Source organism: Xenorhabdus sp. SGI240 (assembly GCF_040081915.1).
In the GTDB taxonomy this organism is placed as follows: domain Bacteria; phylum Pseudomonadota; class Gammaproteobacteria; order Enterobacterales; family Enterobacteriaceae; genus Xenorhabdus; species Xenorhabdus bakwenae.
On record NZ_JBEBMB010000006.1, the window covers coordinates 69,081 to 84,810 of the forward strand.

At 38.1% G+C, this 15,730-nt stretch carries 12 protein-coding genes and 1 pseudogene; 5 read left to right on the forward strand and 8 right to left on the reverse strand.

Going from position 1 to position 15,730, the window contains the following annotated elements; genetic code table 11:
• Nucleotides 1–8: 8 nt before the first annotated feature.
• The gene (locus ABLA76_RS02420) at nucleotides 9–1,148 is read right to left on the reverse strand and encodes an efflux RND transporter periplasmic adaptor subunit (protein ID WP_348986724.1); all 1,140 of its coding nucleotides are present in this window, start codon (nucleotides 1,146–1,148) and stop codon (nucleotides 9–11) included.
• A 444-nt stretch (nucleotides 1,149–1,592) separates the two neighbouring features.
• Between ABLA76_RS02420 and ABLA76_RS02425 the strand changes: the two genes are divergently transcribed.
• Nucleotides 1,593–2,723, forward strand: coding sequence for a thioester reductase domain-containing protein (locus tag ABLA76_RS02425; protein WP_348986725.1), 1,131 nt, complete (start codon nucleotides 1,593–1,595; stop codon nucleotides 2,721–2,723).
• A gap of 101 nt (nucleotides 2,724–2,824) precedes the next feature.
• Here the strand turns inward: ABLA76_RS02425 and ABLA76_RS02430 are convergent, their stop codons facing one another.
• Nucleotides 2,825–3,718 carry a GNAT family N-acetyltransferase gene (locus ABLA76_RS02430; RefSeq protein WP_348986726.1) on the reverse strand — a complete coding sequence of 298 codons (894 nt, stop codon included), beginning with the start codon at nucleotides 3,716–3,718 and terminating at the stop codon, nucleotides 2,825–2,827.
• Nucleotides 3,719–3,753: 35 nt separating this feature from the next.
• Entirely contained in the window at nucleotides 3,754–5,241 is a 1,488-nt protein-coding gene (locus tag ABLA76_RS02435) for a long-chain fatty acid--CoA ligase (protein WP_348986727.1), read from the reverse strand.
• Between the two features lie 168 nt (nucleotides 5,242–5,409).
• Between ABLA76_RS02435 and ABLA76_RS02440 the strand changes: the two genes are divergently transcribed.
• The 3 genes from ABLA76_RS02440 to ABLA76_RS02450 all read left to right on the forward strand — a co-directional run bounded on the left by ABLA76_RS02440 (nucleotide 5,410) and on the right by ABLA76_RS02450 (nucleotide 7,968).
• A complete protein-coding gene (locus ABLA76_RS02440; protein ID WP_348986728.1) occupies nucleotides 5,410–6,591 on the forward strand; it encodes a Cmx/CmrA family chloramphenicol efflux MFS transporter in 1,182 nt (393 codons plus the stop codon).
• A 242-nt stretch (nucleotides 6,592–6,833) separates the two neighbouring features.
• Nucleotides 6,834–7,154: a thioredoxin gene (gene trxA, locus ABLA76_RS02445; RefSeq protein ID WP_047767188.1), complete on the forward strand. Its 321-nt coding sequence runs from the start codon at nucleotides 6,834–6,836 to the stop codon at nucleotides 7,152–7,154.
• Between the two features lie 562 nt (nucleotides 7,155–7,716).
• Complete coding sequence (locus ABLA76_RS02450; protein ID WP_047767192.1) at nucleotides 7,717–7,968, forward strand: DUF1471 domain-containing protein; 252 nt, start codon at nucleotides 7,717–7,719, stop codon at nucleotides 7,966–7,968.
• A gap of 280 nt (nucleotides 7,969–8,248) precedes the next feature.
• On the opposite strand, the gene ABLA76_RS02455 is transcribed toward ABLA76_RS02450, so the two are convergent.
• Together ABLA76_RS02455 and ABLA76_RS02460 are read right to left on the reverse strand one after the other, a co-directional pair.
• Nucleotides 8,249–9,190, reverse strand: coding sequence for an omptin family outer membrane protease (locus tag ABLA76_RS02455; protein ID WP_348986729.1), 942 nt, complete (start codon nucleotides 9,188–9,190; stop codon nucleotides 8,249–8,251).
• A gap of 304 nt (nucleotides 9,191–9,494) precedes the next feature.
• Nucleotides 9,495–10,064: a HutD family protein gene (locus ABLA76_RS02460; protein ID WP_348986730.1), complete on the reverse strand. Its 570-nt coding sequence runs from the start codon at nucleotides 10,062–10,064 to the stop codon at nucleotides 9,495–9,497.
• A 209-nt stretch (nucleotides 10,065–10,273) separates the two neighbouring features.
• Here ABLA76_RS02460 and ABLA76_RS02465 point away from each other — a divergent pair.
• Nucleotides 10,274–10,379 (forward strand): annotated as a pseudogene (locus tag ABLA76_RS02465) (IS5/IS1182 family transposase); the annotation flags it as partial.
• Between the two features lie 63 nt (nucleotides 10,380–10,442).
• On the opposite strand, the gene ABLA76_RS02470 reads toward ABLA76_RS02465, so the two are convergent.
• The 3 genes from ABLA76_RS02470 to ABLA76_RS02480 are packed head-to-tail and all read right to left on the reverse strand — an operon-like array spanning nucleotide 10,443 to nucleotide 15,722.
• Nucleotides 10,443–11,195, reverse strand: coding sequence for a TonB family protein (locus ABLA76_RS02470; RefSeq protein WP_348986731.1), 753 nt, complete (start codon nucleotides 11,193–11,195; stop codon nucleotides 10,443–10,445).
• A gap of 28 nt (nucleotides 11,196–11,223) precedes the next feature.
• Entirely contained in the window at nucleotides 11,224–14,028 is a 2,805-nt protein-coding gene (locus ABLA76_RS02475; RefSeq protein ID WP_348986732.1) for an insulinase family protein, read from the reverse strand.
• Entirely contained in the window at nucleotides 14,025–15,722 is a 1,698-nt protein-coding gene (locus tag ABLA76_RS02480; RefSeq protein ID WP_348986733.1) for an ABC transporter ATP-binding protein/permease, read from the reverse strand. The genes ABLA76_RS02475 and ABLA76_RS02480 overlap by 4 nt, the downstream gene beginning before the upstream one ends.
• Nucleotides 15,723–15,730 lie beyond the last annotated feature (8 nt).

The following is a 15,730-nucleotide window of genomic DNA, read 5'->3' on the forward strand; positions in this document are numbered from 1 at the left end:
CGCCTCCATCAAGAATCCGTAGCCGCTGATTCCGCTGCCTTCAGCGTATCGACGGCAATGGCAACAACTGCTGTCCCATCCGTTAATTTCATTTGTCCTGATGTGACGACCTGCTCCCCCTGAGACAACCCTTTTTTGATTTCAACCAAGCCATCCCAACGCTGGCCAACGTCAACCGAAACCCGTTTTACGGTCATTCCCTGCGAAGTGACCGGCTTGCCTGCTTGATTTTCCTCCTGCTCCGCCAGTTGAGTAACAAAAACGGTGTCACCATAGGCGGTATAGGTGACGGCAGTTTCCGGGATAACCAGCGCTGGCTGGTTATTCTGGCGCATAACCTGAATGTTGGCATACATGCCGGCTTTCAGTTTTCCGCCGGCATTATTCAGCCGAGCCTGTACTTGCACCGTGCGGGAATTACCAATCAACGGATCTATCGCATTGACAGTGGCGGGGAAATTTTGATTCGGATACGCATCAACCTGTAGGTTAACGGACTGCCCGACATGCAATTCAGGGCTTGTCTGTTCATTCAGAGAAAAATTGAGTTTTAGATTGTTAGCATCCACCAAAGTGGCAATCGCATCTCCGGCATTCAGGTATTGTCCCTCGTGTATTTGCCTTATTCCCATCACCCCTGAAAAAGGTGCCCGAATGTTTTTTTGGGCAATCAGTGCTTCTGTTTGACGAATGGCTGCTGATGCCATATCGCGCTCTGCTAATGCCTTATCCAATTCTGATGTGGAAACGACCTTGCTGGTAAATAATTTATTAGTGCGTTGATATAACCGCTCCGCATTTCTCCATTGCGCCTTTAGGCGGGCAAGATCTGCCTTTTCAACCGCATCGTTGATTTGCACCAATAATTGCCCTTTTTCTACATATTGACCCGATTCAAATTCAATTGTGACGACCCTGCCACTAGTTTCTGCCGCCAGATGAACTTGTCGCTCAGCTTCAAGTTCTCCGACGCCATATAATGCTTTTACTAAAGTGGTTTTTTTTACTTCTGCCAGAGCCACTTTTACTGGAGGGTAGTCGATATTTCCTGAATTATTCCGGTCAGAACCCTGCAGGACATAAACGAAGAACCCGATTAGCGCCAATAAAACTATTCCTAGACCAACAACGATTGTCTTATTCATCATCTCTCTCAATCCTTAGTCATATACCAATTCAACTTCGAGATGCGTGTTATCACTCTCCGCTTCGTGGGGGAGTAATAACACTTCGCGTCGTCTTGCACGCTGTATCTTGAAAAGTGGTGGGTATACACATGGAAATAACGATCTCAAATAACCCGCCCTCAAACAATCAATTATTATATTGAATATGAAGTCAAGTCAATAATCTTTTATTTTGTTATTAATAGCAAATAAAATAGTTACATAATTTAATTATAAAATTAATAATAAATTGCATTGAAACTATATCAGCAAGGTATTATTTTTTGTTTTTCAGTCTTTTTTATTCACCTTTTATCAAAAAACAAGCATTGACATAAATTTAACTCAATTAAATAATTGAATCTTCATAACAAATCGGTATAAAAACACAATCTCACTAGTAAATATTCTATAAAGGTAATTAGGATGATAAAAGTAAAATATAACGTTTTATTAACGGGTGCAACCGGTTTTATTGGCTCACATCTTTTGGACTTTTTTTTGCAGAAAGAAGAAATAGGCACAATTTATTTATTATGCAGAACCGTTGATGATGAAAACAAATTATCTCGTGTAGAAGAAGCCTATAAAAAATTTTCTATAGAAGGTATTCACTACTTAAAGTCCGCAAAAAATATTAAAGTTATAGAAGGAGACATTACTTTACCTCAGTGTGGAATTAACCATTCAGATTTTCAAGAATTGTGCAATGAAGTCGATGTTATTTATCACATAGCCGCACGAGTGAATCACGTGCGTCCCTATGACGTACTAAAAGCGCCTAATGTTGATAGTGTCAATGACATGATTACTATGGCTAACACAGATAAAAAGAAAGTGATAAATTATGCCTCTACGCTTTCAGCCGCCTCTAAAACGGATGAATACGGGAATATTGTGGAGGATTTTCCCGGAGACACCATGCTCAATTCTGAAATGGGATACTTAATTTCTAAATGGGAAGCTGAACGCCTGTTGGAAAGTTTCGTAAAAAAAGGGGGTAAAGCAAACATATTTCGTTTGGGTTATATTTCAGGACACAGTAAAACAGGAGAGGCACCCTTTGCTGATAATCAATTTATGCTTTTCATGAAGAGCTGTATTCAGTTAGGTTACGCTCCTATTTTTCCGGGTCTTATGAATTTTACCCCTATTGATTATACCGTATCCATCATGGCGTTAACTAAATATACCATTGAAACCGGTAATGTCCTTAATTTATTTAATTATGAAGGCCTGATAAATTGGAACGATATTATTACCTGGCTAAATAACTGCGGATTTAATATAGAACTAGTAGAATATTATCAATGGCAAAAAAAATTACTTTCCAGTGGTGAAAGTAATGCCCTGTCCCGTTTCTTACCACTCTATGGTGTAGAAGACTCCTATGATAAGTTATTAAGTCTCTGGCAGGAAATAGATAAATTCCACCATACAAAAACAAAAGAAGCAACGGGGATGATTGATATGACATTGCCAAAATTACGTTATGATTTACTTAATACTTATTTGGCTTATTTGCAAAAGAAAGATTTTTTACCGATGCCAATTTAACTTCACAGAGCATGTTATCTCTCCCCCGTATCGCGGAGAGAGATAAGTCTTCTTCCCGTATTATTGATGGCAACTTGAAATATGGTAGCTAGCTTACAAAATTACCCTAAGTCTAAATTAGCAATACCATACATATCATTTGGTATATTCATTTTAAAATTACCATTGTGCATATAAACAACATGATATTGTTCAAATAACTCTCTTTTTCTTAAAAAAGAAAAAAATGATTCATGTACATATTCAGGTAAGAAAATAGAGATTTTTGTGTTTTCCAGCAAGCCTGAAGTTAACGTGTTAAATAACTCCTCCGCATCGGCTGGCGTTCTTGCGACTAATGGCCCAATACGGAAACCATCGGGCAAAGGCCGAATCACACCATAACCATAAATGTCTCCATTAACCGTTTTTAAATATGAGGTATGTCCAGAGAAAGATAACCAACTGTTTAGAAATTTTTGCCGTAATGTTGGAAAAAACAGACCGTCATATTTTATGATATTGTCAATATGATGGGGTTTAACAATAGATATTTCTTTTATATTTTCTGATGCTATTTTTTTTAGTTTTCCCGTATAGTGAACGATATTATAAATAGGCTTTAACCCTGACCTTGTATAATTAGAAACCATGTGAGGCATTGCATTTGAACCGATATCCCGATTACCTGAATGGGATATCGCAACTTTACATACCGCTTTTCCATATCCTTTTCCCCTAAATTCATTATTAACTAAATAGTTACCCCATATCGCATACTGTTCTGAGTGATTGATGAGAGAAACAGCCGCAACAGCCTGATCACCAAGCCATCCAATGAAAAGCCCGTCATTATCCACTGAATACATACAATCTGCGTCATGGTAACCAATATTCCAACCTTCTTTATTCCCCCATTGAACGACACACTCCCAATCCTGACGTGTGGCTTTTTTAACTGTAAAATCATTTGGCTTATTTATAAAGATTATCTTTTTCTCTGATGAGTTCATCATTTATTATTTCCTGGTTAATTATTTTCAACGATAACTTAATTCTTTAAGTTATTATTAATAAACGTTAAAAGTTCAGTATGATTTATTTTTCCTACTGCTGTTTTAGGTAATTTATCTATGGTAAGAAAATGTTTCGGTATTTCATAAGGCAATAATTCTTTATGACACAGGCTAACTAACTCATTGACTTTTGAATATTTATTTGAATTGGTTTCGATAACGGCGACAGGAATAGTATTAAGCCTAACATCGGGAACACCTACTACTGCGGCCTCATTAACCCAAGGGTGAGTTTCCAGTAAATTCTTTATTTTCTCAGGCTGGATTTTAAATCCACCTCGTATAATCATGTTATCAGCTCGCCCTAATATCCAGAGAAAACCATCCTCATCAATATTCGCTAAATCACTGGTACGGCTCCACCGGCACTTATTCTCCTCTGAGATCCTTCCTTTCGGGCAAACTTCTAAGAAACCGGCTTGTCCAATGGGAAGTTCGTGACCAAATTCGTTGGTAATCCGAAGCTTTATACCGGGGTATGCTTTACCTGCACTACCTGATTTTAAGGTCCACCATTCCCTATGTAATTCGTAATTCCAGCCTGCAACAGCACCCGCAAATTCAGTTGCGCCATAGGACATTAACACTCGTATTCCGTAAAGAGCCAGAATTTGATCAATTAATTTAGTGGGACAATAGGTTGAGCCAGAGGTAATTATCTTTAATGAATTAATTTTAGCCGGATCAATATTGGCGCTTTGTAAATCATACAAAGCAGCAGGTACAAGAAATGTTGTTCGTATTTTGTGGCGCTCGATGGCTTCAACCCAAGGTTCTAACACAAATTTAGGCATTAATACTATTTTTCTTCCGGTATATAGAGCGCTTAATACTCCCCATAGACCAGAGATGTGAAAAATTGGCATTGACACTAATGAGACTGAATCAATTAATAATTGATTATTCCTGGGTGTTTGCCCGCTTGCTATAAGAGAGTTTTCTATTTCTTTATAGCTTAATTTTATTTGTTTAGGTATTCCCGTTGTGCCTGACGTTAATATTTCAATGGCAATATCAGAAGCAGTTATATTATTTGCGTGTAATTGCCTCCCAATAGAATAAATTTCCCCACTATGATTTAATTCAAAAATCACGGTATTCATCATTATTTCGTTCAGTAATATTTTATCTTGAAATAATGTCGTTCCGACTATAATCACCTTGATATTTAATTGCTTGACATCTTCTAATAATTTTTGTGCCAATTTTAAAGGGTTTAATACAACTATAGTCTGCTTGCTCTCCAAGAGTTTCAAAAGAACCGCAATATGTTCAGGACGATTTTCCAGAATAACGCCAACTCTTTCAAATTTTGTCACACCTGTTTTTTGTAATAACTCATCAAGCCTATTTGTAATGCCGCGTATTTTTGCCCATGTCCACCAAGATTGAAGATATTCAATTGCATTAGCATCGTCCGGTGTTTCATAGAGTAATCGCTTAAAATGTTCACGAATTCCCATAAATGCTCCTTACATTTACTAATAGGTTTCTTGGATTCGCCTAATAAGTGTAATTTCTAAGAAAGGCGACACGCATCTTGAAGCTGGGTTGATATGGCTATTAAAAATTCAATTTATAAATTGAATAATAATAATGTAATATACTTAAAGTCAATCACTATGGAGTCCATGATGGCCATTTCAAATGTTACTCAATCGCGTATTCCGGTGGTAGTTTACCTCTTAGGAATCAGCCTGTTTGCGATGGGAAGCTCTGAATTTTTGATCTCAGGTGTGTTACCAAAAATTGCTGAGGACTTACAAATTTCTTTACCGCTGACAGGAACGTTAATTTCCGCTTTTGCAGTAGGGGTTTTACTTGGAGCTCCCCCTATGGCAGTGGCAACACTACACTGGCCCAAACGCACAACGTTATTGATCAGTCAGGCGTTATTTATTGCCGCCACTGCCGCCGGAATGCTTTCACATGGTTATTGGTCATTGTTGGTTAGCCGTATTGTGGGAGGCGTGGCTTATGCCGGATTTTGGGCGGTCGCGGCAACGACAGCGGTTAATTTGGTCACCAAGGAGCACACAGCAAGAGCACTGTCCATTGTGGTGAGTGGATTAAGTATGGCAATGGTGATTGGAGGGCCGCTTGGCACCATGATCAGTGATATTGCCGGATGGCGGGCGGGGTTTTGGGTGATTGCCGTGGTCACGTTGATTACCGCGATTGTCTTGTGGTTTATGCTGCCCGACATACAACAGGGGCAGTCTCCCGCATTACATATTGAATTAAAAACGATGGCCCGTCCTGGATTATGGGTGGCTTATGGTACGACAATCCTGACAACCGCTGCTTATATGGCAATCTTCGGCTATTTAGGAGCGCTGCTTATTGATACCAGCAAACTGACCGTCACCTGGCTTCCGGCGGTTCTCTCCCTGTTTGGTATCGGGGCTTTTTTCGGACTCACTATTGGTGGCCGTACAACTGATAAATACCCTTTCAGAACGCTGATTATTGGCACATTGGGCGTTATGCTGATCTCTGTTGCATTAGCCTTTTTAGCCGAAAATTTGATTATCACCATTTGCCTGGTATTTTTGCTCGGTATATTCGGCTTCGTCGTCAATCCTGCGGTCATGAATCGAGTTTATACCATTGCCGATGGTGCCCCCACATTAGCCGGAGCAACCAACGTCTCTGCCTTTCAGCTTGGGATTACATTGGCCCCTTTACTTGCCGGGGGAGCTATCAATGCCGGTTATGGTTTAGCTTCTATTGGTTGGGTGGGCGCACTACTGGCAATGACCGCCCTTATTCCGATCCTGCTTGATTATTATGTGAATAAAGTAAAATATTAGTGATACCCGTTGTCTGACCCTATGACAAACCTCATTGAAAATAATGGTTTGTTTTTTTAACATTCGCCGCTTTTTATCCCTGAGCGCATGTGATTTCTCAGCAATTCATTGGTACCTGATGTGATATGTCTTGTTCAAGACACACTAAATTAAAACAACATTCAATATAATAATTGACTATGTGATATCAGGTATTCTAAGATAACCATAACCGTATGCATAATCCTGACTAAGGATCCAATATGAGTACATTAATTGAACTAACCGAAGCGAATTTTGATAGTGTTATCAATACGAAAGGGGTTTGTGTTGTCCGGTTCTGGGCACCGTGGTGCGGGCCTTGCCTTGCCGTTGCTCCTACATTCAGCCAATTATCAAACGACATGAAAGAGAACGCCACTTTTGGAGAGGTTAATATCGATGATTTTCAGAATATTGCCGTAAAATATGGTATTCGCAGTATACCTACGACATTAGTTTATAAAGATGGAAAACCCGTAGATTCTCTGATTGGCGTTGTTTCGCTATCACAATTTAAGAGTCTGGTTTCTCAAAATTTGTAGCCCTGTCTGAATTAATTCAGTAAATTATGGGGCTGATTTATTTTGTTAATCCTGCTTTAGATTCCAAGATTATCATTTACGGGTAAAACAAGGAGCATTTAATGTCTTTTTATACGAAAGTGCTAATTATAGGAACAGGCCCCGCAGGATATACTGCGGCGATATATGTCGCCTGAGCGGGTCTTTCTTCTATTGTAGCCTTCGGTGAGAAAAATAAATATCAGGCAGAGAGTATAATCATTGCAACCGGGTCAACCGTACGTTCTCTGGTGTATTTGCCGCCGGGGATGTTGCTGATGCAGGCCATTACTTCTGTGGGTTCCGAGTGTATGGCTGCGCTTGATGCGGAAAAATGGTTACAGATTAATAATCGGTAACCACTGTTAATTTATATTCTATTCTCAACTTTTTATGCTCTCAAATTAATATGTTTATATTTTTCTCTATATCTCTTGGCCTAAAGCTAACTTTAGATTTTGTAGTAAAAACCTGACGTTTCTGTCAAGTTTGTAAAATACTATATAGATTTTTCGCAAACTGAAAATTAACATAGGATTTCAAAATGAAAAACTCAAGATATATTACTTTATTATTTGTATTAAGCGCTATTTCATTTGGTTCATCCGCCGCAATTGAGGTCAGATCAGCTGTAGGAGAGAAGATTGGCGTTATTTCTGTAACAGGAGCAGAAACTTTGGATGCACTCACTGATAAATTATCCAAAAAGGCTGATGAGGCTGGAGCAAAATATTTCCGAATTACTTCTGCTGTTGGTCAAAATAATTTAAATGGAACTGCCGAAATATATAGATAATTGATAGTGTCCCATCCAATAATGGCATTATCCTATACCCATCCAACCTTCAAGATGCGTGTTATATTTCCCCGCTGAGCGGGGAAATATAAGGCCTTGCGTCGTTCTGCGGATTGCAACTTGAAATTTATCGAGTATATAGACATATTAACATGTACCTGAATCAAATTTTAGGTGTGATCTAGTACGGAATAATTAGTCGGACTTGGCACCACCAATGCTTTTTAAACTGACAGATACCGAAAAAACGGTAACTGTCAGTGATATCATCATAAGAAAATTAAAAATGGTACTGTAATCCAAGATCGATACTGTAGTTTCGGTTTTCAATTCCGATAGAATTATTACCTAAATCTTCGGTGTAGCCAGTATCATAATAGATGAGCCTCGTTTGACCTTTACCTTCGCGATATTTATTCCAGGTAAACGCCGTATATACCTTCGTATTTTGAGTTAAATAATAACCGGCATCTATACTGGCACCAAAATAACGCACTTTATCAGATCGCTGAGGAAGGGTTAAACGACGCATATAGTGCTCGTCGTTACCCCAGGCTTTTACCCACGGGCTATATTTTAGTAAAAGGCTAAATTCAAAATCCTGATAGCGGTACTGTCCAGTTAATCCAATATAGGGCAGGCTATATTTTTGTTTATAGCCAACTCCGGCCATCCCCGCAGGAAATTCTCCGATATCAGCGCCATTATCATAGACATAATTACCGCCATAAGCCGTCCAACTAAAACGTGTTTCCTGATAACCTAATACCGCCCCCAATTTATAATTAGATTGTTTAATCAACCAACCTGCGGCATTTAAATCAAATTCATTGGCATCGTTTAGAGAAGTATCAGAGCTGGATGACCAATGAGTCCAATGACTCTGGTTTACATCCAGCCAGTCGTAATCAACCATTTTGCTATCACGTGACGATAATCTGACCCAACCACCCGCATTCATGGTTAGCCTGTCAAGGAGATCCCAGGAAACTTTGCCTCTGGCAATCAGAGCATCGCCAATTTTCCAATTCAATTGGCTACTTTTGTATTTTGGATCCTTAGTATATCCATAAAGATGTTCGTTAGATTCTCCTTTTAGCCAACCAAGCCCAAATGCAAAAGATACATTACCATCGTACCAATCTAATTGTGATAGAGCAGGTTCTGCCATGACTCCAAAAGAAAAAGCCAATAATGGAGTCGCTATCAAGATTTTTTTCATAATTATTAATGACCTTACCAGAGTGTAAATTAAGTTTTCACTACGTCTGTTATTTTGATAGCAATCCAAAACCAGCAGAGATAATTTATTTAACTATCAATAACAGAAATAATAATATCTTGGATATATTAATTTTATCGTTATATGTCTATAGTTTAAGATTATACGCTTTTAGCTATTTTTCATTTTTTTAGGTTAAATTTTTTTAACTAAAACTTGAAACCATTGGTTTTGAGCACATAAAACTCAGCGGCCCACTATAAAGCAGGCCGCTTATTGTATTAATTTTCAATGAGTATCCTATTCACCCAATCGGGCGTAAATCAACCCACAAAAGCTTGCTATCCACAATCAATGGCTTAATTACCCCTTCTCGTATATCCGGTAACCACCATGCACCTTGACCAAAAGCAAGCTGGACACAATTCGCCCCTGTCATTTCCCAACGCCCTTTTAAAACATAAAGTACACCACTGTGTGACGTTGGCAGTAAACGTTCATCAGAAATCACTGAAATCTCAGAAGCCCAACATGAACGGCGAGTCATGATATTGAAACACTGTACAGGACCATCCAATAATTCCGCATGGGTCAAAATATCACCTGAAAAATTAAATGGCGTCATCTTTTTTACCAATTCGTGTTCCAAAAAACCCGGACTGGTCAAGCGGACGCCCTTTCCTTCTAATAAAATGATTGAGCATTCAATATCAGGGAATTGCCCTAATATCCCACTTTGATGGCTCGTCGTAAAACACGCTCGCCAGGCGAAATCATCAGACACAGGCCAGCAAACAATATCCCTTGTTTCGCCTTCCCCTCCAGACCATTGCACTCTTGGTAATGTTGCATAATCGAAACATTTCATTTTCATGCCACTCCCTCACCGCTTTTAAATTTTGTTTACAGAACTAAAAGATAACCCGTGTCAACTTGTTAACAGAAACATTGGCAAATAATTTCCCTTACGACAATATTGAGATAGTTGAAATGTGATTGATTCCCCGCATTCTTTTAAGAGCATGTTTACGCTCTCTGAATAAGTTGTACAATATGGGGATGAGAAAAAAATAGCCACGTGATCTGAGACGGGAATCGTTCGAGCAAATAAGGCCATTGCTGGAGACTGTGCGCAAGCAGACTAAGCCTCGCGTGGTTGATCTTTATCACAATATTCTACGGGGTGTTGTAGGTACTCAAAAATGGTTGCCAGTAGCGAATACTGCCAACTAAATAGGCATCTGCCCGGAACTTATTTTAAAAACTCTATATAAAAAGTCACTGTATTTTCAAATCCCTCTGGTGGTACTCCCACAGATTGACTATGAATAACAGCTATTAATACCGCTTTATCTAATTTTCGGTTACCTGAACTTTTTATTAAAGTAGGTGATTTTATTTCACCTGTTGGCGTTACTAAAAATCTAACCTCAACGAGACCTTCAATTTTCTTTATTAGATTAGGATATTTGGTGTATTTCGCAATTTCTTTGCGTAAATTCTCTCTGTAAAGATCTATTGCACTAGGGTCAATATTACCAGACAGAGAGTTAAACTGTGGGTTTTTCGCATTGTCAGTTGCAGAAGAATCTGAGTTTTCAAGTTCATCACGTTTGTTTTCAATAGCGGATATTTCTTGGCTCTCACGGATTTTATTTATCCTTTTAGTTTCCCTTACAAGTTTATCCTCTGTAATATCTTTATTAACCTTATTTCCTTGTGTTTGTTTTGGTTTCTTTTTCATCTGAATTTCAGCTTCTTCTATATTATCAATATCAACGTTTTCTAAAGTTGGATCTTCACTGAATAAAGTGTCTTTTTTATGGTTAATCTCGTTAAATTCCTTAAATTTACTCTCGGCTGTTAACAACATAGGTGAAAATGACATATGATTGAGTGATTGAGACTTGTAATCCACCTGCTGATTTGATGCAAATAATAACGAAAACACACCGGCATGAAGCAGTAATGAAAGCATTAAAGTAAGTAAATTATTTTTATTCATAGTTGTTCCATAAATGCATTCCATTTCACTACTTTACTGTTTTACTTGGCAATAAAACAGCTTCAAAGATCTCAGCATTTTCGAGAAAATGGCGAGAAATACGCTCGATTTTATCTTTCGTGGCTTCTTGATTAGCGCGCAAAGTGGCATCTATTAATAGTGGACTATCAGTTAGCATGTAACTACGCTCGATTAGATCAAGCATACCCTGCACTGAACTATGTAAACGATTAATATTATCTCTACTCTGAATGAGTTTATTATTTAGCACCTGAGGATCAATACCATTCTTTGCAATGCTATTAAGAACTTGATGAGTCAGATTTATCATTTCATCAACTCTCTCCGGCGCACAAGAAAACATAATCCGGCCTTCATTCTGAGGCTCTTTTGCATTGTGCCAAAACCAACTTGTAACACTGTAAATTCCAGATGCCTGTTCGCGTAATTTTAAACGTAATTGTTCCTGCACTAATTCACCAACCAGTTCAAGATAATAAGCATCATCAGGACGCCAACCCGCATTCATTGTGAGATAAAGCTCAACTTCAGCTCGCGGTTCTGATGAACTTGCTTTTATTAGTCGTTGCTTTGGTGTTTTTGCATATAATGGGTATAATCGGGGATTATCCGAATTTACCCTTACAGACGCTAAGTATTTTGCGGCTAATTTCTCAACTTGCTGTTGTTCAATATCGCCTACAATGAAGTAGGTATAATCCGTTCTTTGCGCGATATATTTGTTATAAACATCATTTAATTTATCTGTTGTGAGTGTATTTATATCATTGATATTCACATCGTAAATAGTCTTTTGTCCAGGATAGCGCAACGCTGAAATCTGACGTGTAAATTGATACTGACTATCTACATTATCTTCAGACAATTGCTGTTGCATTTCTGTTTGATATTTACTTAAGACTTTGCTGGAAACTGCACTTTCAGCAAGTTTCAGATGAAATAAGGTCAGTATATTTTCAACATTTTCACTTTCTGCCCAGCCAGAAAAACCTTGTTGAAAATCATCTAGTAAGGTAGCCATTACGATAGGACTTTGATTAAAGAGGTTGCGTAAATCATCCACAGGTATTGAACCAAAACCGGTTTCATCAACCAAATTAGTTGCAATTCGTAATACATGATAATCTTCGGTGGGTACAGAGCGTAGTCCACTTTGAGTTAATGCCTTAAAGAATACTTTTCCTGGATTGGTATCATTATATTGATAAACCAATTTGCTACCATTACTGAGTCGATATTCGGTAATGTTATATTTATCCCATTTATGTAATATCTTAAGTTTTCCAGAGCGTAAATCTAATTGTGGAAGTTGGGTAACTTTTACCTTATTTTGCTGCCAACGAGGTTGAGATGTTTTTATCGCTTGCTCCCAATTTAAAGATAATGTGTCTTTATTCATAAGAGGAACTGCATTTTTACTCGTTTGCGTTGCTAAAACTAAGCGCGAATGCGCATCAATGATACGTGAAAATGCATCATTAATTTCTGCTAATGAAAGTTGTTCAAGTAATGATTTATTAAGCTGGTATTTATCCTGTTTACCTATTAGCCATTGCTGGCTAGCAGCGCTAACCATAACATCTGCTGCTAAATCAATACTATATGTAGCCTTTTTGCTGTTTTTTTCATTCAGTTGTGCTAACCGCTTAACCTCTTCATCAAATTCAGCCTGACTAAAACCATTTTGTTTTATTTCGGCTAAAAAATTGAACAATGCTAACGTCGCCTGATCAAAATCATCATGGCTTAGTTGCAGAGAAAATACAGATTGTGTTGTCTGGCGCCCTATATTTGATGAAAAATAGTTAGCCGTGTTAATTGCATGCTCATTCTCTTTTTCAAAACGCTGTAGACGGATATTCAGTAAACGAGTTGCGATCTGATTAGCAAAATCTTGACGGTAGCGCTCTATACTATTATCTTCTTGATAATTATTAAAAAAACTCACTTCAACGGCGGGAGTTACTCTATCTGCCTCATAAACAGAGGCGCTGCGCCATTCTGCGACTAACGGGATCGTGTAATCAATTTCAGTTAATTTTGTTGTAGCGATTGGCTGAGAACCTAATTTAGTTTCCAACATTGTCAGGATCTTTTGTTTGTCAATATCACCAATGACAACGACAGACATATTATCAGGGCGATACCATTGGTGATAAAAATCGGCTACACGTTGCGCACTGACTGTTTTTATTGTGTCTACATCACCAATCGGATCGCGTTTTATATAGCGTGAACCCGCCATTTCTATTGCGCTTTTTTTATCGCCAAGACGTAATGTCGGCCCTAACCGTGAACGCCATTCTTCAAGAACAATACCCCTCTCAGCATCTAAATCATCCTTAAATATCGTTACGTGCCCTGCCCAATCGGCAACAATATCTAAAGCTAATTCAATGGATTTTTTATTACTGGCAGGCAAGTTAAGCGTATAAACTGTATTTTCAAAATCAGTAAACGCATTGATATCAACCCCAAACTTTAAACCCGCTTTTTCTAATTCAGTAATCAATTGATTACCGGGAAAATGTTTAGTGCCATTAAAAGCCATGTGTTCAACAAGGTGCGCGACACCGCGTTGATCATCATCCTCATTCATTGAGCCAGCATTAACGACTAAACGAATATAAACTCTGTCTTTAGGCGTTGTATTTTCTGCCAAATAATAACGAAATCCGTTATTAAGTCTTCCTGTTTGTATTTCAGGTGCATATCTTAATGAAATAAGCGATGAAGTTGGATCTAATGATGCCGTTGTCTGACAGCTTATCATCCATAATAAACCCGTTAATATAAGTGTGATCTTTTTCATAATGTGAATTGCATTTGATTAAATTGTTGCCCTGAACGATGGGAAATTTCAATAATGTTGCTATTCGCTAATTTTGTTCTGAGCAGTTGGCTCAATGCGATATAACTTTGATGATCCAGTGCAGATAGCGCTTCATCCAGGAATAACCATTCTGGTTTTTGTACCAAACACCGGGCTATCATCAGCTTTTGTATCTCTCCGCCAGACAATTTATGTTGCCAATTGTCAATAATATCTAATTTATCAATAAGTTGTTTAAGACTGACGTCATTCAAAGCCTGTTTTAATACCCAATCATCATAATGGCAATCTATGTTTGGATAGCTCAAAATTTCTCTTAATGAGGCTTTTGGTAAGTATGTTTTTTGCGGGATAAACATACAACTATCATCACAAGGCATTGATAACTGTCCTTTATAATGAGGCCACAATCCGGCAATAGTGCGTAAGAATGAACTTTTGCCACAACCTGACGGTCCGCAGATGGTACTGTTTTGGATAAATGACCCGGTCATATTGCTTTGTATCGCCTTATTATCAGGCAGCATAATGTCTAAACCAGACCATGATGGCTGAGTTGCGCGATGAATTCTTTCCGTAGGGGAAATGGATTCGAGTTGAGTATAAAAGGTGATTAAACGCTCTGTTACTGCTCGCCAATTTGCAACAGATTCATAAGAATCCACAAACCAGCTGAATGCTTCCTGAACGCGGTAAAAACCGGTCGCTGTTTGCATCATATCGCCAAGTTGTAGACCTCCCGTCATGAGCCGAGGTGATGCAACAAGATAAGGAAAAATACGAGCCACTTCATTATATCCACTGGTAAAAGCCTCATATTTAACCTTCATTCCAGTAAGATGCTGCCAGTTCTTCCAAATTTTAGAAAACAATTTTTTAGAGCGTGCTAACTCTGCTTTTTCCCCACGAAGAAAAACGATAGATTCAGCATATTCTTTTATTCTCATTAAATGAAAACGAAAATCAGCTTCACATTTTTCTTGTTCAAATGTTAACGGGATCAAACGCTTAGTTATTTTGTGTGTTAGCCATGTTCCGATGACTGAATATAGAATGGCAACCCATAACATATAACCAGGAATAACCCATGAGATACCGACAAACTCAAAATGCAAAGTTCCAGAGAGTTCCCATAAAATAACAGTAAAGGAAATTAGACTGGTTATCGTGCGTAATAAACCGAATCCGAGATAAAGTGTTTGATCACAAAACTCTTTTACATCTTGAGATATTCGCTGATCTGGATTATCACTATTACTGTATAATAATTGATGACGATATAACCGCTTATGACTCAACCATTGACTCAGAAAAACATTTGTTAACCAATTACGCCAACGAATTCTTAAAGTCCGACGAAAATATTCTTCAGCAAGATCAATCAGAGAGTATATCGCCATAATTAAAATAAACTGCCCTAACATTGGCCAGAAATTATGCCACTCTTTATTTTGCATTAAATTGAAGAAATCACGGTTCCAATCACTGTATTTCACCGCAACTTCAACAATAAAATAATTAAGCGCAATAACGAGAGTTAATAAAAACCATGCAATTCTTTTTTCTTCACTTCGCCAATAAGGTGCAGTCAGAGAATAGATTTGCTGCAAAAATCGTTTGTTACTCAGATTTAATTGATTTTTCATCTTGTATTTATATTCGCTAAACTTCAAGTTGCAAT